We start from the raw sequence: 19,168 nt of genomic DNA on the forward strand, positions 1-19,168 counted from the left end.
AAAGGAGATCAGATGAGATGGAAGAGAACAAACAAATCGTGCTTCGGGGAGCTGTTATAGGCGCAGCCTGCGGCATATTGCTGACATTATTTCATCGTCCAACAAGAACTGCACTGAAAGAAAAATGGAATGACTGCCAGCAAAAGCTGGATGAATACCGCCTAGAGCCTGGCAAGATGTCTGCTTGCGTGAAGGAAAAAATGGAAGAAACGAAGCAATTGATGAGAACGGTCTCAGATGATTTGTCTTTTCTGAATGAACAGGTGAATCAGTTAAAGGAAACAACACCAAAGGTATTAGAGATTTTTGAAGAAACAAAGGATCACTTTCAAAAGAAACAGAAAGATTGATCATTGGAGATGAGGCGTATGGGTTTTGTTAAAGCGTTAATTGAACGCTTTTTGCTGCATGAAGGACCGGCAAAATCAGCTGAACTTGCGTATTTCTTTTTGCTTTCATTATTTCCGTTTCTCATCTTCGTGCTGACGCTTGTTGGTTATTTGCCGCTGACATCAAAGGATGTTCTAAGCGTCATTTCTGGTTATGCGCCAGAGGGAGCGCTTTCGATGATTGAATCCATTGCCGAAGAGACGCTGAATAACCGTAACGGCGGATTGTTGTCATTCGGGATTATTGCGGCACTCTGGTCTGCATCCAACGGCATTAATGCGGTGGTCAGAGCATTTAACCACGCTTACGAAGTTGAGGAAAATCGTTCCTTCATTCTCGTACGTTTAACATCGATTATCTTAACCATTGCGATGGTGCTTACGATTATTTTTGCCTTGATGCTGCCAGTCTTTGGAAAAGAACTTGGCTTATTTGTTGCCAAATTAGTAGGGCAGTCAGATGCGTTTCTCACCATTTGGACCGCCATGAGATGGATTATTAGTCCACTAATTTTACTGATTGTTTTTACATCCCTATATTATTTTGCCCCTAACATCAGGCTGAAATTGAAATTTGTGCTGCCAGGCGCCATATTTGCATCTGTTGGCTGGATTCTTGTCAGCATGCTGTTCTCATTTTATGTAGGCGAATTTGCTAACTATAGTGCGATGTACGGAAGCATTGGGGGAATCATTATATTAATGATCTGGTTTTATTTAACCGGCATTATGATCATCCTCGGCGGCGAGCTCAATGCGCTTTTACATAAGCGTAAAATCGTACCAGGCAAGGTGTGAAGAAATCCGGGCATCCTAAAGGAGAACGAACATGTTCAATCTTGACGGATGGGGGAATACCGAATGTCTAAACAATCGAAAAAAGGCGGAAGCAACACAAAACAAAACAAAGGCCATCAGCCAAAGCACAAAACAAGCGGAAGTGCGAATGGGCAAAATGGGTATCACTAGATGAAAAAACTCCTCTGCATAGGTGCAGAGGAGTTTTTAATGAGAAATGGATTCGTTTGGAGTGTCAACCACTGCCAGCGTCTTTCCAAATCGAACACAACAAAACACAAATAAAATCACAATGCTGACAAGGTAAAGTAAATTCATGCCCTCGAACGTCTGCACAAAGAATCCGCCAAGAACCGGACCGAGAATACTTCCTGCACTAAACGCCATCCCGCACATCAAATTCCCAGCAGGCAGCAGATGCTTTGGCAATAAGTCCGTCATATAACTGATGCCAAGTGAGAAGGTCGAACCTACAGCCATACCTGCGATAAAGAAACAGATCGCAACAGCCAAAACGGACTGAATGAAAATCCCTGCTAAAAGGAAAAAGAATGAACCGACGAGTGTCACAACTAAAATCATGCGGCGTCTGCCGAAACGGTCACTCAGCATCCCGAGAGGAAGCTGAAAAACAATACTCCCAATCGCAAACGCAGGTAAAATAAACGCAACAGCATCTATCGTCACCCCGCTTCTCAGCGCATACACAGGGAAGTTACTATTGAGCGTCGTTTCTAAAAAGCCATAGCAAAACGGCATCATAAACGCTACCCAGCCAAATTGAAACGCCTTCTTGAAGCGCTTCAAACTATTTGTCTGCTCTGACGTCTGCATTTCACCTGTATCAGGATATGTATTTTTTAAAACAAACACAAGCAGCCAAATACACAAACTAACTGCACCAGACACAATAAACGGCAAGGATGGATTGATTTCAATGAGTGGTGTTAAAAAAGGGCCAGCGGCAAAACCGAGTCCAAAGGATAACCCATACAATGAAATATTTCGCCCGCGATTTCTAGATGAAGAGGCATAGGTTACCCACGTCTGTGTGGAGAAATGAAGCATATGATCACCGATGCCGATCATCAGCCGCAAGAAGAACCAGACGACATAAGATTCAATAAAGACAAAACTAAATAAACTTAAAAAGACAGCAGCGCCCCCAATGACGATCAATGGTTTAAATCCGAAGCGGCGCAGCGGCGCTTCCATAAAAGGAGACGCAAGCAGCACGCCGAGATATAAGCCTGTGGCATGCAGTCCGTTTAACGTCGGGGAAGTGCCGGCATGTTCGAAAATAATCGAAATAACTGGCAGTAACGCTCCCTGTGAAAAACCAGATACGGATACAAGTAAAATTAAAATCATAAAATGAATTCTCGACATAAGAAGCTCCTTACAAGTTCATGCTTTCATCGTACAATGGAACCATAGGGGTTTCAATAGAAAGGTGGAAAAGGAATGAAGCTGATATACGAAAATGATCGGTGGGTCGCTAATGCTGATCAAAGGCAGCTACATATTTCAGGAAATGAAGAAGCGGGATACAGGCCGTATCAATTGTTCACCTCGGCTATTGCGGGCTGTTTTGGAGAAATGGTCATTCATGTATGCCGGAAAAAACGAATATCCTATCAAGGGCTGACCATTACACCTGAAACGACAAGAGAAGGACCTGTAAACAAAATCACTCATATTCATTTACATATAATCTTTGAAAACATCAGCACCTCTGATGAACAGCTAGAAAAAGTAATGAAACTTGCGTTGAAGCATTGTTCCATGGTGCAATCCGTGAAAGGAACGATTGATATCACCCTTTCACACGAACGAATCTAAATGTATATGATGCCGGCACTCACGAAAGAATAACAGTCAGATATGATGTAAAGGAGATTGGCTGTATGAATCGTTTGTTTCTTGTGATTGTCGCAATTGGTGTTCCATTATCTGTAATTGGCAGTTTTCTTCATTTCCCGCAGGCTGTCATGTTCGCCGTCTATTGTATCGCCATCATCGGTCTTGCAAGTTTTATGGGAAGAGCGACAGAGAGTCTTGCCATTATAGCGGGACCAAGAATTGGTGGGTTATTAAACGCTACTTTTGGAAATGCAGTGGAATTAATCATTTCATTTTTTGCATTAAAACAAGGACTCACCGCCATTGTCCTTGCTTCACTCACTGGCTCAGTGATCGGCAATTTACTGCTTGTGGCTGGACTGTCTTTTTTCGTTGGCGGATTGAAATTTAAACGACAGGAGTTCAATGTCCACGATGCAAGGCATAACTCTGGGCTGCTTATGTTTGCGATTATTGTGGCATTTGTCATTCCAGAAGTCTTTTCCATGGGGATGGCAGAAGATCGTCAATTTGTTTTAAGTATCGGCATTAGCATCGTGATGATTTTGCTTTATGTCGCAGCACTCTATTTCAAACTGGTCAGCCACAGAGGTGTTTATGTTGCCAAGCAGGAAATTGCGGAAGGGGAAGCAGCGACGGAAGAAGAAACACCAGAGTGGTCTGGGAAGTTTGCCACGGCGATTTTACTCCTTGCGACAATTGCTGTGGCGTATATTTCAGAGCGGCTCGTCCATACATTTGACACAGTCGGAGAACAGTTTGGCTGGAGTGAGCTGTTTATTGGGGTCATCATTGTTGCGATTGTCGGTAATGCAGCAGAACACGCTTCTGCTGTCATTATGGCGTATAAAAACAAAATGGATGTCGCAGTGGAAATTGCTTTCGGTTCTACGCTTCAAGTCGCCATGATGGTCGCACCGATCCTTGTGATCAGCTCTCTGTTTTTTGAAAAGCAAATGCCACTGATCTTCTCATTACCAGAGCTCATTGCCATGGCATCCTCTGTTTTACTAACGGTCATCCTTTCAAATGATGGGGATACGAACTGGTTTGAAGGTGCTACATTGCTCGCTGCCTATTTCATTATGGCGATTGGATTTTTCCTTTTATAATCTTTTGTGGATAAGGGACGTCTTTCGGGAAAATACTATGGAAAAATGAATGAGAAAGAGTGATGATATGAAAAAGATGCCCCGCATCATGTTTGTTGTTCTCTTATCCTTAAGTTTTCTATACAGCTTTCCAGCCGAGGCAGCAAAGCCGTTTAAGGTGCCATCGTCTGTCGCCAGTATCTCAAAGGAAAATACGTATCCAAATGCGTCACAAGATCAACCGCTGCTACAGCCGAGCGAGCTGACGGCCGAATTATTTAAAACAACAAGTGTACCAATTGAAAATACACATTTAATTAAAATGCTGAATGAATCCAGTATCTCAGGTACACCGCTAGCAGTTGGCTACAGGGCAACGATTTTTCTTGGAAGATGGGCACTTAGCTATGATTCAAACGAAACCGTCGCCAATTGGGAATACAAAAAAGTGAACACGAATCACATTGATAATAGAGGCGGAAACAAAACAGCCATCGGCAAATACGTGCAAAAGCAACAAGTAAAAGTAAGTGGAGGGCTCACTGCAAAAGTACCAAACCCAGAAGATGTGAAAACATTGATGATGCAAAAAGCCATCCAAAAAACAAAACTTCCGCTCGCCTTCGACACAGTGATTGGTGCAGGAACAAAGCGAGATCAGTCTTACCACGTATCTCCGAAAAAAGCAGCAACCCTGCATGCATACGCTCCAGCCATTAACGAAAAAGGAAAGGTTACTTACGGAGAAGTGTATCTTGTGCTCAAGGGAAATAAACGCAAACTTGTCGTAAAAAATGTGACCTCACAAGGAATCGGCGCTTGGATTCCTGTTCAGGATCACCTGACGTTTGGGTTTCAAGGGATGAATTAAAAACAGTCATCTCCTCTTACCAAGGGGAGATGACTGTTTTTTGATTAAGATGTCCTATCTTTTTTCTTTTTCATTTCATGAATGTAAAAATCAAAGGCGTTATATAAAAACCATACAAAGAAAAGAAAGAGAAAGACTTTAGTGAATATCGTCAAATTGTTGAAAATTAAGCATAGGCCAATAAGAGGGAGGATCATAAAGCCATAATACGAAAACCACCATGTTTTAAAAATGAAACTCAGCTCCTTGGTTATTTGTGGAAACGACTCTTTCTTCATATTACATGGTCTTGAGTAGAACGTAAACCTTACCTAGACAATAAAAAAGCCAACGCGGAAGTTGAATGAATCCAACAACTACGATGGCTTAGCTGATTATTCCCCTAAATCCACATTATGATAAACTTGCTGCACGTCTTCAAGCTCTTCTAATACATCGATTAGTTTCTCGAATTGTGCTTTCGATTCATCATCTAATGTCACTTCGTTTTGAGGCAGCATTGTGATTTCAGCGACAGTAAATTCTTCTACGCCTGCCTGTTTGAACGCTTCTTGAACTTGATGGAATTGATCTGGTTCAGCGTAGACGATCACCGTATCATCTTCTTCCATAATGTCACGTACATCAATGTCTGCTTCCATTAAAAGTTCAAGCGTTTCTTCTTCACTTTTCCCCTCGACACCGATCACCGCTGTTTGGTCAAACATGTAAGCAACAGATCCACTGACGCCCATATTTCCGCCGTTTTTCCCAAATGCTGCACGAACATCAGACGCTGTGCGGTTGACGTTATTGGTCAGGGCATCAACGATCACCATAGATCCGTTTGGACCAAATCCTTCGTAACGCAGCTCATCGAAGTTCTCTTCTGCGCCGCCTTTTGCTTTTTCAATCGCACGGTCCACAATGTGTTTTGGGACACTATATGTTTTTGCACGTTCTAGGACAAAACGAAGTGCTTGGTTTGATTCTGGATTTGGCTCACCTTGCTTGGCAGCCACATAGATTTCACGCCCGAATTTTGCGTAAATACGACTTGTATTGGCATCCTTTGATGCTTTCTTTTCTTTAATGTTGTTCCATTTACGACCCATCTTATTCACTCTCTTTCAATTAGTAAATACACAGTATGAGGGTCCCCATGCTGCATGAAATCAATCTGCTTTCTATTATACATGAATCAGTCAAGAGGATAGAAGTAAGACGGCTGAAAAGAAAAGAATTCCTTAGCTGATATGTCCAAGTTGTTCAAGCGTCTTATTTTTCTCATGCGGTCTAGTCAGCTCATCACACCGAATGATTCTACCATCTAATAAAGTAAATAACGCCATCACATCTATTAGACCATGGTCTCCTGTGGACAGCTCAACATGTACAGTGTAACGAAAACACCCTTGCTGAGTCTCTTCATCAAACAACATATCATGAAAGGCGGGGATGTCGAGCTGTTTGGTCATGACTTTTAATGTGGAGAGATGCTTTTTAAATTCATCAAGGGAAGAGACCTTTCCATCAGTGACTTGCTGATAATCTGAAGAAAAATAAGTCTCCACCTTTTCTATATCTAATTGGATTAACACCTCTTGATACATTTGCTTAATAAAAAAAATCGCTTCAGTTTTTCTCAATGTAAACATCCTTTCTTTTAGTTAACCGGTGAACTATATAATATTATAATTAACTGGTTAACTAAAAACAATCAAAAAAATAACCTCATCACAAATGAGGTTATTTTGTAGGCTGTGGATAGACGAGATCCTCAAGCAATTTCACATCATGCTGATGAAGTTGTGTGATCATTTCTTTTCGCACAGCGAGGGCGGCTTCAAAGTATTTTTCATCCTCGACCATTCCTTTTACGGTGATCTCAATCCCGCGATTCAATTTATTGAGCCCCATAATGCCATGAACCTGAAAAGGTTCAATGGCGTTTTGGAATTCATCTTTTTTCAGTAAATCATGATGCATTTGATTTAAGTGATCACATGCTGTTTCTAGCGCCTTGAAAGCAATGTCAGGATTTTGGTTTGCGCTGATCAAGACTGACTCTGTGATACGCATGTAGTGCATATTGTAGTTTTGGATTTGACGAATGTCTCCGTTTGAAATGGTTAAAAGCTTGCCGCTCCATTCTCTAATTTGCAAAGACCGGAGACCAATTTCTTCAATGGTTCCGTTAAAAAGATTATTGACCGTCACATAATCACCTTTATGAATTTGCCTTTCATAAATGAGGAAGATGCCGGCTAAAATATCACGAATCAAGGTCTGAGCGCCAAAACCAATGACAATTCCAGCAACACCAGCCCCCGCAAGAATCTTCCCAAAGTCATGAAAAAATAGAGAAATCACATATAAGACAAAACATATGGAAGCTGTATACTTTGAAACCGATTTGACCAAGCTCTCAATCGTTTTTTTCTTTTTATCTTCAATGAATTCAGTTCGTTTAAAGAAAATCTGAAGCGCTTTGTTGATCATAAAGACGGCAAGCCAAAGAATGAGTCCAACAAGGAGAATTTCAATGTATTTGTTCTTGACCACTGTCAGAAATGTTTCGTCCATCTATCGGTTACCCCCTGGCTGTACGAGAAGTAAAATCAACATCTTGATAATAACTGTTTTTCACAAGAACATTTGGACCAAGGCATTGCACACTTGGGCAATGACAATTCAGTTCTTTTGCCAATTTTGTGTTCATCCAGCGTGTATAAGCTGATTGCAACGTATCGGTTTCAATATTTCCTAATGGCGGTGTATCGCCAAAGTCTGTCACAATAATATTCCCATCAAAAATATTCACATTCAACCGTGAACGGCCATCAGGGTCATTTCGTACTGTCACATTTTTCGCTTGACGCAATCGAGTCAAGAGGCGCTGGTCTTCTTCATCTGTGCTGCATGAATAAAATGGCAATGTGCCAAACAGCATCCATGTGTTCTCATCACGAACATCGAGCAACTGATGAATCGCATCCCGCATTTGCGGAAGTGACAATGATTCAAGGGCGCTGGCAAAATCACTTGGATACATCGGATGAACTTCGTGACGCTGGCATTTCATCTCGTCCACGATTTGACGATGGATGTGTTCAATATAAGGAAGCGTACGCTTATTCAGCATCGTTTCAGCAGATACGGTTACACCCGCTTTCACAAGTGCTTGACTATTCTCAATCATGCGGTTAAACAATTTCTCGCGCTGCTCAAAGGTTGGCTTTCGGTCCATCATTGCAAAACCAACCGTAGCAAACTCTTCGACTGTTCCCCAGTTATGTGAAATGTGTAGGACATCCAAGTATGGAATAATCTCTTCATATCGAGCCAAATCAAGTGTTAAATTCGAATTAATTTGGGTACGGACGCCGCGTTCATGGGCATACTTTAATAAAGGAACGACATATTCCCGTACAGATTTCAGAGACAGCATCGGCTCTCCGCCTGTGATGCTAAGGGAACGCAAGAGCGGTACTTCATCTAAACGGCGAAGCAGTAAATCGAGTGGCAGTGCATTCGGATCTTTTGGCTGCAAAGTATAGCCAACCGCACAGTGCTCACATCTCATGTTACACAACGTCGTTGTCGTCAATTCAATATTTGTCAGCTTCATTTCTCCGTAATCCTGCACATCGAGATAGGCTTCCCAAGGGTCGAATGCAGGTGTAATCGGACGAAGTGCTGTTTTTTGGTTCATGGTATCTATCTCCTTTTCATTCGGGCAAACATAGACCCGCCAACAGTTAATTTTAAGCCCCATCACCGTTATACGCAAGAGGGGACACAATTGATTTACAAAGGAAAAAAAGATAAGCTATAAACAAATGCTAAAGGGAGTGTATCTATGGGCAAGGCAGCAGACAGCAAAGAACAGCAGGTTGATTATTTAAAGAACCGATTAGATATGTTTATGAATGTGATTGATTCATTAGATCCTGAATCCACAGACGTTGAGGATATAGACAGACTCATCCAGATGATTGACGACCTAGAAGCGAAATATGAACGGTTTAAAACCGATTGGAAGGAAGAATAGCTCGCGCTGATGCGGGCTTTTTTCTTTAAATTGGCAGGTCAAAAAGTGTATGAGTACCCGGTATATTCTGCACAATAGAAGAAAAACCGGGAAGTGACGTAAATGAAAAAATGCATACTGATCTGTCTATGTGTGCTTTTTGTATCGATGCCTTTTTCAAACTTAGAAGCCGTGTCTAATCAGCCGATTCATTGGGGATTTGCTAAAAGCAAAGAGCACAAGCCAGCAGATGCTGGCAAGGAACTGACGACACTCTTAAAGAAATATGATGCTTTCTATTTAGGAAATACGAAAAAGAAAGAGATTTATTTTACATTCGACAATGGCTATGAAAATGGGTACACACCCAAAATCTTGGACGTGCTGAAAAAGCATCAAGTACCCGGCACCTTTTTTGTGACTGGGCACTTCGTAAAGGACCAGCCTAAGCTCGTCAAACGTATGGCAGAGGAAGGTCATATTATTGGCAACCATTCCTATCACCATCCAGATTTAACAACAAAGAGTACGAAAGAAATCAAAGAAGAGCTAGATCGTGTCAATGAAGCGGTATACAAAATCACAGGAAAACAAGATAACCTCTACCTTCGTCCACCGCGCGGGGTGTTCAGTGAAAGGGTACTAAAGGAAACGAAACAGCTTGGCTACCAAACCGTTTTCTGGTCAGTAGCGTTTGTAGATTGGCATATCCACCATCAAAAAGGAAAACAGTATGCGTACAATCAAATGATGAAACAGGCGCATCCGGGTGCCATTTACTTACTTCATACCGTCTCAAGGGACAATGCCGAGGCACTTGATGATGCCATCACTGCTTTAAAAAAACAAGGATATACCTTTAAAAGCTTAGACGATCTCATGCTTGAAAAAGTATGGCATCTCCCTCAGCTATAGAAAAAGCTTGCAGACACTGCAAGCTTTTTGACTTATCCTTCTCTTATTTTACGCTGGAACAAAAGGGGACGATGACGAGTAAAGGAGTCAATCAAGCCCTCACCGAAAATCGTGATGCTTTGCTCCCAAGGATGTCCTAGTAAACCCCAGGTCATCTCTTTTGATAAAAAGAAATAGTCATCTCCATTCTCCAGAGATATCATATGTGATGTAAGGAGATGGTGCTTGAAAACCGGGAAAGCGAGAGATGCTTGGGTTAAATTTAAACTTTTGATCAAATGTTTTCCATGCGTACTTTAGTTCTTTGTCTGTCAGTGGAATCCAGTTTTCCATAGTATCTCCCTTTCAAGCACTTCTCTCAAAAAAACTATTTGAAAATCCTAAACCATCCTTTATGTTTAAACCACAAAAGCATCCCTGAGACAAGCAAACCCATGAAAATCAGTACGCCAAAATAGCCATATTTCCAGTGTAATTCAGGCATGTTATCAAAGTTCATCCCATACACCCCAACAATAAAGGTCAGTGGAATAAAAATCGTCGAGACAATGGTCAGTGTCATCATGATGGCATTCATTCGATTGGAATTTAGTGTTTGATAGCTGTCTCGTAAATCGGCTGTCATATCACGGTTTGACTCAACGATTTCTGTTAGTTTCAATAGATGATCATAAATATCATTAAAATATGCTTGCCGGTTTGCATCGCTTTTCATCATATTCGTGTTCACAATTCGATATAAGAGGTCCCTCATCGGAATAATGGTTCTGCGCAGTTTGAGCAAATCGGATCGAATACCGAATACTTCGTTCATCAAAGTACCATACGTTTTATGCCCTTCTTCATCCTCGATTTCATTGAGCCTGTCCTCAATTTGATAAATAATAGGAAAATAATCATCGACGAGCTGGTCAATCAGCATATAAGCCATATGCTCTGGCCCGCTCTCTCGTGCTTTATCAGACCCTTTGAGCTTTCGAATGACTCGATCAATGTAGGGGGCTTCCTTCAAATGAAAAGTAACGATATAGTTTTCTCCAACAAACAGGTCGACTTCTTCAGATCGAAGTGTTTTTTGATTGAGGGCATGAAGGACGAAAAATAAATACCCTTCATAAAAATCAAGCTTTGGCCGCTGTAAATAATGGAAGCAATCTTCAATCGCAAGCGGATGGAACTGAAAAAATTCCTTTAACAGTGCTGCTTCCTTTTCCGTTGGCGCATAAAAATCAATCCAATACCAGGCAATATCGGGGCTTGAAAGCTGCTGCAATGTTGCATGTTCAATCAAGTCGCCGTTTTTTGTCACTGCAAGTTTTTTCAGCATGTGCACCCCTCCAGACTTGCATTATATCATGAAGCAGCAGCGGTGAACTTATACGTTTTCACCATAAAAAAGCCGATCTCATCGCTGAGATCGGTCCAATGTGCGTGTATGATTGATGGATAAAGCGAGAATTAAGGACGACGGAAGTTGACGAAACCACCGTTACGGTCGAACCAACCTCTAAATGCCCAGTTGATGTAACCGCCATCACCTTTGTTTGTGAAAGATCCATTTTCAAATACCCAAACTCCGTACGTAATGCTTCCGTATTTAACAGTAGCAAACGTTTTAACACCGTTGAAACGAGTCTCATAGCCTTGGCTTAAGTTAAAGACCATGACATTGTATTTTGCGCCAGCAGCATAGAAAGCAGACTCCATTAATCCTTTGACAAAGCCTTCACGGTTCGTGTTAGCATTTGCAGCATTAATTAATGCATTGGCAATTCCAAGTACGTCAAAGTTAATGTTAACATTTGTCGCATTTGTCGTTGCTTTACCTTCAGCAGCTTTGTTTAACACAGTTTGCTGAATAGTTGTTGAAACTGGAGCAGTTTTTTGCTCAGCAGCGTCAGCGAATACTGGTAGTGTCGAAGAAACAGCAGTGGCAAGGGCAACAGAAAGAATTGTTTTTTTCATTGGTCGGATCTCCTTTGTTTTTAAATTTTGGGTCTTCTTTTAGTAAAACGTGAAACTAGGTGAAGCCGGTTATCAATGAGGTAAATATGTTCCTGCAAGATGAAACAAATGATTGCCTAATCCGCTAATTCCTTTGTTCACCTCCTTGATATGTCATAATTATACAAATATTTTCGAAATAGAAGATATCACCCATAGGTTCTATTTCTAATTTAAGGAAAATGATCCTAAAATGTTGAAGATTGATGTCGAATTTTAGCTGAATTCGACTAAAAATTTTCATCTATCCAAAAGGAGAATGACCATAAATAAGGAAGATATAACTGATAAATTCTTGTACTCTTTATATTTAAAAGTATTCAATATAGAGAATCATTCATGCAAAGTGAAACAATCACATCTGCGTGTGTTGACAGAAAGGAAGAGGAAAAACATGTGGGAAAAACACCTATTGGTTGAACCGCCCTATCACTTCGATCAAGTGCTGAGACGTTTGTCGAGCGATCCATTAAAGGCGGTCGATCTGGATAAAAGAGAAATCAAAGTACCGATGAGGCTGAATCATAAACCGTACGTTGCAGTCGTTCAAGCGACAGGAACAAAAGAAGCGCCTTCGTTCCGGGTACAGGCTAACGGGCCGGAGGAAGCGATCCTTTCTGAGGTGAAGCGGATATTTGGCATGGAGCATCAATTACATGCCGTGCATGACCATTTTGCTCAAACAAATCTTGCGCCCATTTTTGAACGTCATATCGGAACGCCGCTTATGTTGGATTTCCATCTATATCATTGCTTGATGAAATGCATCATTCATCAGCAGCTCAATCTTGCATTTGCTTATGAGCTGACGAAACGGTTTGTTCATACGTATGGTGAGCAAATCGACGGCGTTTGGTTTGACCCTTTACCGGAAACCATTGCATCACTTGAAACCGATGATTTGAGAAAACTGCAATTCAGTCAGCGAAAAGCGGAATATGTGATTGATGTCTCAAAGCGAATAGTGAGCGGCTCTCTGAATTTAGAAGAATTACACGACTTAACGGATATTGAAATTGAAGAACGTCTGCTTCCGATTAGAGGGATTGGACCTTGGACGGTTCAAAATGTCCTCATGAATGGACTTGGAAGACCAAATCTCTTTCCAATGGCAGATATCGGGATTCAAAATGCGATCAAACGTCACTTTGACCTGCCAGAAAAGCCAACAAAAGAAGAGATGGCAGTTTTAAGCAAGGAGTGGGCACCGTATTTAAGCTACGCCTCCCTTTATTTATGGAGAAGTATAGAGACAGATAAATAATTGAAAGGCATTTTCGCTCTTCGTCCAAGTCGTGATATACTATTCAGATGGAATAAAATGAGGACAACCGATAAAGGTTTAAATAGAACGGAGAGAATAAACGTGAAAGAAAAACAGCAAGGAGCCCTTCTGCAAAAGGGGCAGCAGTTCCCGCTTACCATTAAACGCCTTGGCATTAATGGGGAAGGGGTCGGTTATTTTAAAAAGCAAGTGGTCTTTGTCCCAGGTGCACTTCCAGGTGAGGAAGTAGTAGTTGAAGCAACGAATGTCCAAGCGAAATATGCAGAAGGTACGGTGAGGAAAGTCCGCAAGCGCTCAGAACATCGAGTGAAACCGCCGTGCCCAGTATACGAAGAGTGCGGAGGCTGTCAGCTTCAGCATTTGGCATACGAGCAGCAGTTAAAGGAAAAACGCGATATTGTCATTCAATCAATGGAGCGTCATACAAAGCTGTCGGTTGAAAAGATCGACATTAGACCAACAATCGGTATGGAAGATCCATGGCACTACCGAAATAAAAGTCAGTTCCAAGTCGGAAGATCACATAGCGGCGACATCATCGCAGGGCTTTATGGGCTGAATTCCCATAAACTTGTCCCGATCAAGGAATGTATCGTCCAGCATCCGAAAACGAATAAAACAACAGGCGTCGTCCGCAAAATTTTAGAGAAATTCGGCGTATCTGTTTACAACGAGCGGACAAGAAAAGGCGACGTGCGCTCGATTGTTGTGCGTGTCGGCTTTGAAACAGGTGAAGTCCAAGTTGTCCTTGTCACATCAAAACCTGAGTTTCCAAAGAAAAAAGAAATCGCCGAAGCCATTCAAAAACGTCTGCCAGAAGTGACGTCTATTATGCACAATATCAATGGCGAAAAAACATCAGTCATCTTTGGGCATAAAACATCGCACCTAGCTGGCAACATGGTCATCCAAGAATTTTTAGGAGACGTCTCATTTGAATTGAGTGCACGGGCTTTCTTCCAATTGAATCCGAAGCAGACATTAAAGCTTTACGACGAAGCGAAAAAAGCGGGCAAACTGACTGGCAAAGAAAAGGTAGTCGATGCGTATTGCGGTGTTGGAACCATTGGAATGTGGATCTCAGATGGCGCAAAAGAAGTAAGAGGTATGGATGTCATCAAAGAATCAATTGATGACGCGAAGAAAAATGCCAAAAAACACGGCATGAAAAACGCGACTTATGTGACAGGCACAGCCGAACACTGGCTGCCAAAATGGGTTAAAGAAGGCTTCCGTCCCGATGTTATCGTCGTCGACCCGCCAAGAACAGGCTGCGAACGCACTTTCCTAGACACCGTCAAACAAGTCAAACCAAAACGCTTTGTCTACGTCTCTTGCAACCCATCCACACTAGCAAAAGACCTTGAATACATGTCAAAAGACTATAAGATCGAATACATGCAGCCAGTGGATATGTTTCCGCATACGGCGCATGTGGAGACCGTGGTATCGATGGTTAGAGTATAAAAAGTGAAATGAATAAAACGGTCCGTGATTTGAATACTGGCTTCTAGCTTGTAGGATCATCACGGACTTTTTTTATCAACTTATTCAGAGATGTCGATCAAAGGAATGGAGGAGGATGAGGTTGAGTCAATTTGAGATTCTAACTAACTATATCCCTTTGCTTCAGGGCAATGGTATTGGTGAATGGGTCATAGATAAAGAAAATGATGGAACAGCGGAACACCCGATTCAGATGCCCTATGTGAATTATTCCGAAACGGTCCGTCGTTTTATCGAGGATGTCTATACATTTGCAGAACAGCATCAAGAAATGGAGATTACCCGCTATAGAGAGATCCTCAAAGAAAATGGAATTGAATGGGGAATGAACGACATGGAGGATGTGGACGTTTCCAATTTAAATTCGCAGTGTGTGCTGGCTCTCATCATGGGGGTTCTGAGAGCTGAACGATTTTGCGATGGTGTCATACTCGATTTCTTTACAAACGGAACTATTGTCAAGTGGCTTGAAAGATTGGAACGTTTGGAGTAAAAGAGACTAGATTTCGGGGTGATCAATTGAAAAACAAAACAGATGTATCCCACATGTTTCCTCCTATGAAAATAGAAGAAATTGATCATATTTTATTATATGATCTTGATGCAATAAAAATGGAAAAAGAAGATGAACGTATAAAATTCATTTTACAAGATCCCTATTGTCCTGATAAACATCATATTCACAGTGTGTATGTCATCTATAAAAGGTCTATACTCAATTTACTTGAAGGTAGGATTCGTTCTATTCATAGTCATGAATTCATGACTGCTAAGAAAAAGGATCGAACGATTTCTATAGAAAATATAGAATATGTATTAGAGATCGCTACAGTTTTGGTTCTTGCAAGTGAAAATAATGGAATATTGACGAATTATTTTTATAGTGGAGTCGGACAAAGGTTAGATTGTATTTTTAATCTATGCTTAGGTTATTCAACAGATTTACAAAAGAAAGAGCATAAAGTAAGTTTGAAACGATTTATGGATGATATAAAGATTGTTGAAGCGATGGGATTGTTAGAAAAAATAGTAGGATAATGAGCAAAACCTAGATTTTAGAGAAATCTAGGTTTTTTCGTCTTTTGAAAAATTTAATCAACTTCATGTTGACCTTCCCCTTAACTGAAAGGTTTATACTGTGATCAGATCAACAAATCGGAGGAGATGCAGGATGTTCAAGATCGGCGATTTTTCTATGTTAAGCAAAGTCCCTGTCAAAACCTTAAGATATTATGACCAAATTGATTTATTAAAACCTAAACAGATCGATCAAGATTCGGGATACCGTTATTACTCAGCTGAGCAGCTACTTGAGGTCAATCGAATTTTTCTCTATAAGGAATTAGGCTTTACGTTAAAACAAATGGGGCAGCTTCTTCGTGAAGATATTTCGGTAGAGCAGATTCAGGGCATGTTTCTCTTGAAAGAGAGTGAGATTCAGCAATTGATCGAGAGAGAACAGCAGAAATTAGCCCGTATTAAGGAGCGGATGCACCTCATCAAACGAGAGGGGTGTGTTGAAAAAGAACAGGAGGTCATCATCAAATCGGTTGAAAGCAAACGCATCATGTCTTTTCAATCCAACGGAACTGTTGATGAGATCCCATCATTCTTTCAAACGTTTCATCATTTGTTACATAAACACCCGCAAGAATTGAACTCAGAGCCACAAATCGTGCTGTGGAGGGAATCACTTGCTAAAGAAAGTGAGTTCGAATTTGAGGTTGGGTATTCCGCTAAAGCGTTAAGGGGCTCTCTTCCTCAGGGAATTACGATGCGCACGTTACCAGCTGAAGAAACCATGGCGACACTATTATTTCATTCACAATCCCCATTTGCACAATCTGCTTGTGTTGACCTGGCGACATGGATCGAACATAACGGATACCGCGTGAAAGATGATCAGCCGGGCCGAGAAATCTATTACCCATTGTCAGAAAATGAAGAAGGAAGACTCATTGAAATTCAAATTCCTATAAAAAATGAAGTCAAATCGTAAACATTGCCCAAAGGAGAACCGTCACGATGAAAAATAAAGCCGTTGTTTATTTACTTGCTTTAGCAGCCTTTTTAATCGGAACAATCGAATATATCATTACAGGGATTATTCAAATGGTCGCAGCTGATTTACAGGTCACGACATCAGCTGCTGGTTTATTGGTCACATCCTTAGCGCTCTCAGCAGCAATCGGCGCACCGATTGTCATTGCACTAACCATCAATATCGACCGCAGAAAAATATTATCATGGATGCTGATCATTTTTACTTTAAGTAATATCATCACAAGTGTCAGCCATTCGTTTGAAATGGTGCTGATGACAAGGGTTTTACAAGGAATTAGTGGAGGGACGGCCATTGTGGTGGCAATGGCTGTGGCCACTCGTCTTGTGGAAAGAGAAAAAAGAGGAACAGCCATTGGCATCATTTTAATGGGATTAAGCAGCTCCTTGGTTTTAGGCGTTCCAATCGGGACATTTCTAAGCAGTATGATCGGATGGAGAGCATTATTCGCAGCCATTGGAGTGATCACGCTTATTCCGCTGATTGTGGTGTATAGGCGGATCCCTTCTATGAAAGAACAAGAACCGGTGACGCTTCGTATGCAATTATCGATTTTAAAAGACAAGCGTATATTACTTGCAGTGGCAGTGACGCTATTTTATGTAGGTGGATATTCCACGTTATTTACCTATTTAACGCCCTTCCTGCAAGCATCAGCCAACCTAAGCATCACAGAAATCAGTGGCATTTTGTTACTAGCGGGAATATGCAGCTTTTTAGGATCAAGCCTTGGAGGGATGGCAGCAGATAAAAAAGGGCCCATCTTCACGATTTTTTCTGGCATCATCTTGCAAATCATGATGCTCATGCTGCTATCATTTGTCACAGGGAATCTCGTGGTCATGGTGGCTGTTATCATGATATGGATGATCGCTACATGGAGTACATCACCAGCTCAGCAGCTATATCTTGTATCCCTTGTTCCAAAATCTCCTGATATTGCATTAAGTGTCAATACATCATTTATTCAATTCGGATTTGCTTTAGGATCGGGGTTAGGGGGGATTGTGTTGAGCAGGACATCTATATTGCACCTGAGCTGGATCAGTGCTGGAACGGTTCTTCTCGCTTTACTCATGACCATCTTGATGGTGGCGTTTGACAGAATCTCTCAGCAGAAGAGTTTGAAGGTGATCGAGCAAGGAAGGTAACATAGATTTACTAGTATTGAGGGAACTACTTATTTCGGTAGTTCCTTTTTTGATTTGAAGAATGCACCAGTTGAGAAGTTTATTTGCTACAATAGGAGTAAATATCCAAAGAATGAAGGGATCAATTTCACACTAGCTTTTTAAGGGTGAATAATAAATTATTTTAAAAATGTATGTCAAACAAAAGTACTACTAGACAGGAGAGAATACATAATGCCAATAAGTGAGAAGATCATCAATCGTAAAGGCGCTCGAAAGGGGAGTGACATTCCTCATGACGTCTTGATTCTTTTGAATCAGGGAGAGTTAGAGAGTGTCAATTTAACTGAATGGCTGGCTGTCAATCATGTGACTCTATTACAGCATGTTTTGCCGTCCATTGGTTTAGACAAACATTTAATCGATCTTTCAGCAGAAATCGCCAAACAAAAAGCGGAGTCAGGCATGAAAGCGATTCGTCTTATCGGTCATTTGTTAGATGAAATGCTGCAGGAAGAAAATGAGGAAAAAAGAGTGGAAGTCATACAGGCATGCAGTTGTCACATATCTGATAGCGTCCGCTGCTGGGCTGCTTATATGAACAAACAGCATTCATCCTCTTTAGAAGAGAAACTAGCGTACATTCAGCCATTTGCAGCTGATCATCATTTTGGTGTACGCGAAATTGCTTGGATGTCAGTGAGAGAAAGTCTAAGTCAGCAGCTCGATCAAAGTATAGAATATTTAACAGAATGGGCAAAAAGTGAGGATGAAAATATTCGTCGATTCTCTGTAGAGGCAATCCGTCCAAGAGGTGTATGGACAAAGCATATTGAGTTATTAAAACAGGAGCCAGAAAGAGCACTGCCAATTCTAAATCACCTCAAATCTGATCCATCAACATATGTTCAAGATTCTGTAGGAAACTGGCTGAATGACGCTAGTAAAACACAGCCTGATTGGGTACGAAACCTGTGCGAACAGTGGTCAATGGATTCTGATACAAAAGCGACTAGCAGAATTGTTAAGAAAGCCAAAAGAACGATTGTGAAGGGGAATTTGTGAATTAGAGCATGATCTACATTCCTTTTATGAGGAGATTTCTATCGATAAATCAATCGGAAAGAAAGTCTCAGAGAGTTGTACGCAAATGGCCCCATTTCGTGGGGCTTTTTGTTTTTCGTAAAAGTCTAGCTTCCACTGTTCTGCCATGATTACTTCTGTAAAGATCTAATCATCTCC

At 41.2% G+C, this 19,168-nt stretch carries 21 protein-coding genes and 1 pseudogene; 14 read left to right on the plus strand and 8 right to left on the minus strand.

Features of this window, described 5'->3' with window-relative positions; translation table 11 throughout:
* The first annotated feature begins 17 nt into the window (after positions 1–17).
* A complete protein-coding gene (locus tag ASG46_RS04130; RefSeq protein ID WP_046527356.1) occupies positions 18–350 on the plus strand; it encodes a hypothetical protein in 333 nt (110 codons plus the stop codon).
* Positions 351–368: 18 nt separating this feature from the next.
* Entirely contained in the window at positions 369–1,187 is an 819-nt protein-coding gene (locus tag ASG46_RS04135) for a YihY/virulence factor BrkB family protein (protein WP_046527357.1), read from the plus strand.
* A gap of 207 nt (positions 1,188–1,394) precedes the next feature.
* Here ASG46_RS04135 and ASG46_RS04140 read toward each other — a convergent pair whose 3' ends face one another.
* Positions 1,395–2,576: an MFS transporter gene (locus ASG46_RS04140; protein ID WP_025206930.1), complete on the minus strand. Its 1,182-nt coding sequence runs from the start codon at positions 2,574–2,576 to the stop codon at positions 1,395–1,397.
* 75 nt (positions 2,577–2,651) lie between these two features.
* On the opposite strand from ASG46_RS04140, the gene ASG46_RS04145 reads away from it, so the two are divergent.
* The 3 genes from ASG46_RS04145 (at position 2,652) to ASG46_RS04155 (ending at position 5,012) form a co-directional block, all read left to right on the plus strand.
* A complete protein-coding gene (locus tag ASG46_RS04145; RefSeq protein WP_017366828.1) occupies positions 2,652–3,029 on the plus strand; it encodes an OsmC family protein in 378 nt (125 codons plus the stop codon).
* Between the two features lie 65 nt (positions 3,030–3,094).
* On the plus strand, positions 3,095–4,162 hold the full coding sequence (gene cax, locus ASG46_RS04150; protein ID WP_017366829.1) for a calcium/proton exchanger: 1,068 nt from the start codon (positions 3,095–3,097) through the stop codon (positions 4,160–4,162).
* Positions 4,163–4,229: 67 nt separating this feature from the next.
* Positions 4,230–5,012: a YfkD famly protein gene (locus tag ASG46_RS04155; protein ID WP_017366830.1), complete on the plus strand. Its 783-nt coding sequence runs from the start codon at positions 4,230–4,232 to the stop codon at positions 5,010–5,012.
* 374 nt (positions 5,013–5,386) lie between these two features.
* Here the strand turns inward: ASG46_RS04155 and ASG46_RS04160 are convergent, their stop codons facing one another.
* The 4 genes from ASG46_RS04160 to yfkAB form a co-directional block, all read right to left on the minus strand.
* Complete coding sequence (locus ASG46_RS04160; protein ID WP_007496614.1) at positions 5,387–6,106, minus strand: YebC/PmpR family DNA-binding transcriptional regulator; 720 nt, start codon at positions 6,104–6,106, stop codon at positions 5,387–5,389.
* Between the two features lie 132 nt (positions 6,107–6,238).
* On the minus strand, positions 6,239–6,640 hold the full coding sequence (locus ASG46_RS04165) for a nuclear transport factor 2 family protein (protein WP_017358797.1): 402 nt from the start codon (positions 6,638–6,640) through the stop codon (positions 6,239–6,241).
* Between the two features lie 100 nt (positions 6,641–6,740).
* On the minus strand, positions 6,741–7,577 hold the full coding sequence (locus ASG46_RS04170) for a mechanosensitive ion channel family protein (RefSeq protein WP_046527360.1): 837 nt from the start codon (positions 7,575–7,577) through the stop codon (positions 6,741–6,743).
* A 7-nt stretch (positions 7,578–7,584) separates the two neighbouring features.
* Complete coding sequence (gene yfkAB, locus ASG46_RS04175) at positions 7,585–8,706, minus strand: radical SAM/CxCxxxxC motif protein YfkAB (RefSeq protein ID WP_017358799.1); 1,122 nt, start codon at positions 8,704–8,706, stop codon at positions 7,585–7,587.
* Positions 8,707–8,853: 147 nt separating this feature from the next.
* Between yfkAB and ASG46_RS04180 the strand changes: the two genes are divergently transcribed.
* A complete protein-coding gene (locus ASG46_RS04180) occupies positions 8,854–9,045 on the plus strand; it encodes an SE1561 family protein (protein WP_003218031.1) in 192 nt (63 codons plus the stop codon).
* 102 nt (positions 9,046–9,147) lie between these two features.
* Positions 9,148–9,939 (plus strand): delta-lactam-biosynthetic de-N-acetylase, encoded by a 792-nt coding sequence (gene pdaA, locus ASG46_RS04185; RefSeq protein ID WP_017358800.1) that lies wholly within the window; start codon positions 9,148–9,150, stop codon positions 9,937–9,939.
* A 32-nt stretch (positions 9,940–9,971) separates the two neighbouring features.
* Here pdaA and ASG46_RS04190 read toward each other — a convergent pair.
* The 3 genes and pseudogenes from ASG46_RS04190 to ASG46_RS04200 all read right to left on the minus strand — a co-directional run bounded on the left by ASG46_RS04190 (position 9,972) and on the right by ASG46_RS04200 (position 11,904).
* Positions 9,972–10,272 (minus strand): annotated as a pseudogene (locus ASG46_RS04190) (DUF2716 domain-containing protein).
* Between the two features lie 34 nt (positions 10,273–10,306).
* The gene (gene corA / locus ASG46_RS04195) at positions 10,307–11,266 is read right to left on the minus strand and encodes a magnesium/cobalt transporter CorA (RefSeq protein WP_007496624.1); all 960 of its coding nucleotides are present in this window, start codon (positions 11,264–11,266) and stop codon (positions 10,307–10,309) included.
* Between the two features lie 131 nt (positions 11,267–11,397).
* Positions 11,398–11,904 (minus strand): hypothetical protein, encoded by a 507-nt coding sequence (locus ASG46_RS04200; RefSeq protein WP_007496625.1) that lies wholly within the window; start codon positions 11,902–11,904, stop codon positions 11,398–11,400.
* A gap of 433 nt (positions 11,905–12,337) precedes the next feature.
* Between ASG46_RS04200 and ASG46_RS04205 the strand changes: the two genes are divergently transcribed.
* From ASG46_RS04205 to ASG46_RS04235, 7 genes are all read left to right on the plus strand, one after another.
* A complete protein-coding gene (locus ASG46_RS04205) occupies positions 12,338–13,207 on the plus strand; it encodes a DNA-3-methyladenine glycosylase family protein (protein WP_025206934.1) in 870 nt (289 codons plus the stop codon).
* 102 nt (positions 13,208–13,309) lie between these two features.
* Positions 13,310–14,695, plus strand: coding sequence for a 23S rRNA (uracil(1939)-C(5))-methyltransferase RlmD (rlmD, locus tag ASG46_RS04210; protein ID WP_419761756.1), 1,386 nt, complete (start codon positions 13,310–13,312; stop codon positions 14,693–14,695).
* Positions 14,696–14,816: 121 nt separating this feature from the next.
* Positions 14,817–15,227, plus strand: coding sequence for a DUF6508 domain-containing protein (locus ASG46_RS04215; protein ID WP_082515455.1), 411 nt, complete (start codon positions 14,817–14,819; stop codon positions 15,225–15,227).
* A 26-nt stretch (positions 15,228–15,253) separates the two neighbouring features.
* On the plus strand, positions 15,254–15,772 hold the full coding sequence (locus ASG46_RS04220) for a hypothetical protein (protein ID WP_056703334.1): 519 nt from the start codon (positions 15,254–15,256) through the stop codon (positions 15,770–15,772).
* Between the two features lie 133 nt (positions 15,773–15,905).
* Positions 15,906–16,733, plus strand: coding sequence for a MerR family transcriptional regulator (locus ASG46_RS04225; RefSeq protein WP_048002094.1), 828 nt, complete (start codon positions 15,906–15,908; stop codon positions 16,731–16,733).
* Between the two features lie 26 nt (positions 16,734–16,759).
* The gene (locus ASG46_RS04230; protein WP_056703337.1) at positions 16,760–17,947 is read left to right on the plus strand and encodes an MFS transporter; all 1,188 of its coding nucleotides are present in this window, start codon (positions 16,760–16,762) and stop codon (positions 17,945–17,947) included.
* Positions 17,948–18,160: 213 nt separating this feature from the next.
* Entirely contained in the window at positions 18,161–18,991 is an 831-nt protein-coding gene (locus ASG46_RS04235; protein WP_056703342.1) for a DNA alkylation repair protein, read from the plus strand.
* The last annotated feature ends 177 nt before the right edge of the window (positions 18,992–19,168 follow it).

This window comes from Bacillus sp. Leaf49, assembly GCF_001426125.1.
GTDB classification, from domain to species: domain Bacteria; phylum Bacillota; class Bacilli; order Bacillales; family Bacillaceae; genus Bacillus; species Bacillus altitudinis.

Coding starts and splice junctions, on each gene's coding strand:
- ASG46_RS04205 (WP_025206934.1), top strand. CDS start 12,338: ATGTGGGAAAAACACCTATTGGTTGAACCGCCCTATCACTTCGATCAA.
- ASG46_RS04225 (WP_048002094.1), top strand. CDS start 15,906: ATGTTCAAGATCGGCGATTTTTCTATGTTAAGCAAAGTCCCTGTCAAA.
- ASG46_RS04130 (WP_046527356.1), top strand. CDS start 18: ATGGAAGAGAACAAACAAATCGTGCTTCGGGGAGCTGTTATAGGCGCA.
- ASG46_RS04145 (WP_017366828.1), top strand. CDS start 2,652: ATGAAGCTGATATACGAAAATGATCGGTGGGTCGCTAATGCTGATCAA.
- ASG46_RS04170 (WP_046527360.1), bottom strand. CDS start 7,577: ATGGACGAAACATTTCTGACAGTGGTCAAGAACAAATACATTGAAATT.
- ASG46_RS04200 (WP_007496625.1), bottom strand. CDS start 11,904: ATGAAAAAAACAATTCTTTCTGTTGCCCTTGCCACTGCTGTTTCTTCG.
- corA (WP_007496624.1), bottom strand. CDS start 11,266: ATGCTGAAAAAACTTGCAGTGACAAAAAACGGCGACTTGATTGAACAT.
- cax (WP_017366829.1), top strand. CDS start 3,095: ATGAATCGTTTGTTTCTTGTGATTGTCGCAATTGGTGTTCCATTATCT.
- yfkAB (WP_017358799.1), bottom strand. CDS start 8,706: ATGAACCAAAAAACAGCACTTCGTCCGATTACACCTGCATTCGACCCT.
- ASG46_RS04155 (WP_017366830.1), top strand. CDS start 4,230: ATGAAAAAGATGCCCCGCATCATGTTTGTTGTTCTCTTATCCTTAAGT.
- ASG46_RS04235 (WP_056703342.1), top strand. CDS start 18,161: ATGCCAATAAGTGAGAAGATCATCAATCGTAAAGGCGCTCGAAAGGGG.
- ASG46_RS04140 (WP_025206930.1), bottom strand. CDS start 2,576: ATGTCGAGAATTCATTTTATGATTTTAATTTTACTTGTATCCGTATCT.
- ASG46_RS04160 (WP_007496614.1), bottom strand. CDS start 6,106: ATGGGTCGTAAATGGAACAACATTAAAGAAAAGAAAGCATCAAAGGAT.
- ASG46_RS04135 (WP_046527357.1), top strand. CDS start 369: ATGGGTTTTGTTAAAGCGTTAATTGAACGCTTTTTGCTGCATGAAGGA.
- pdaA (WP_017358800.1), top strand. CDS start 9,148: ATGAAAAAATGCATACTGATCTGTCTATGTGTGCTTTTTGTATCGATG.
- ASG46_RS04230 (WP_056703337.1), top strand. CDS start 16,760: ATGAAAAATAAAGCCGTTGTTTATTTACTTGCTTTAGCAGCCTTTTTA.
- ASG46_RS04180 (WP_003218031.1), top strand. CDS start 8,854: ATGGGCAAGGCAGCAGACAGCAAAGAACAGCAGGTTGATTATTTAAAG.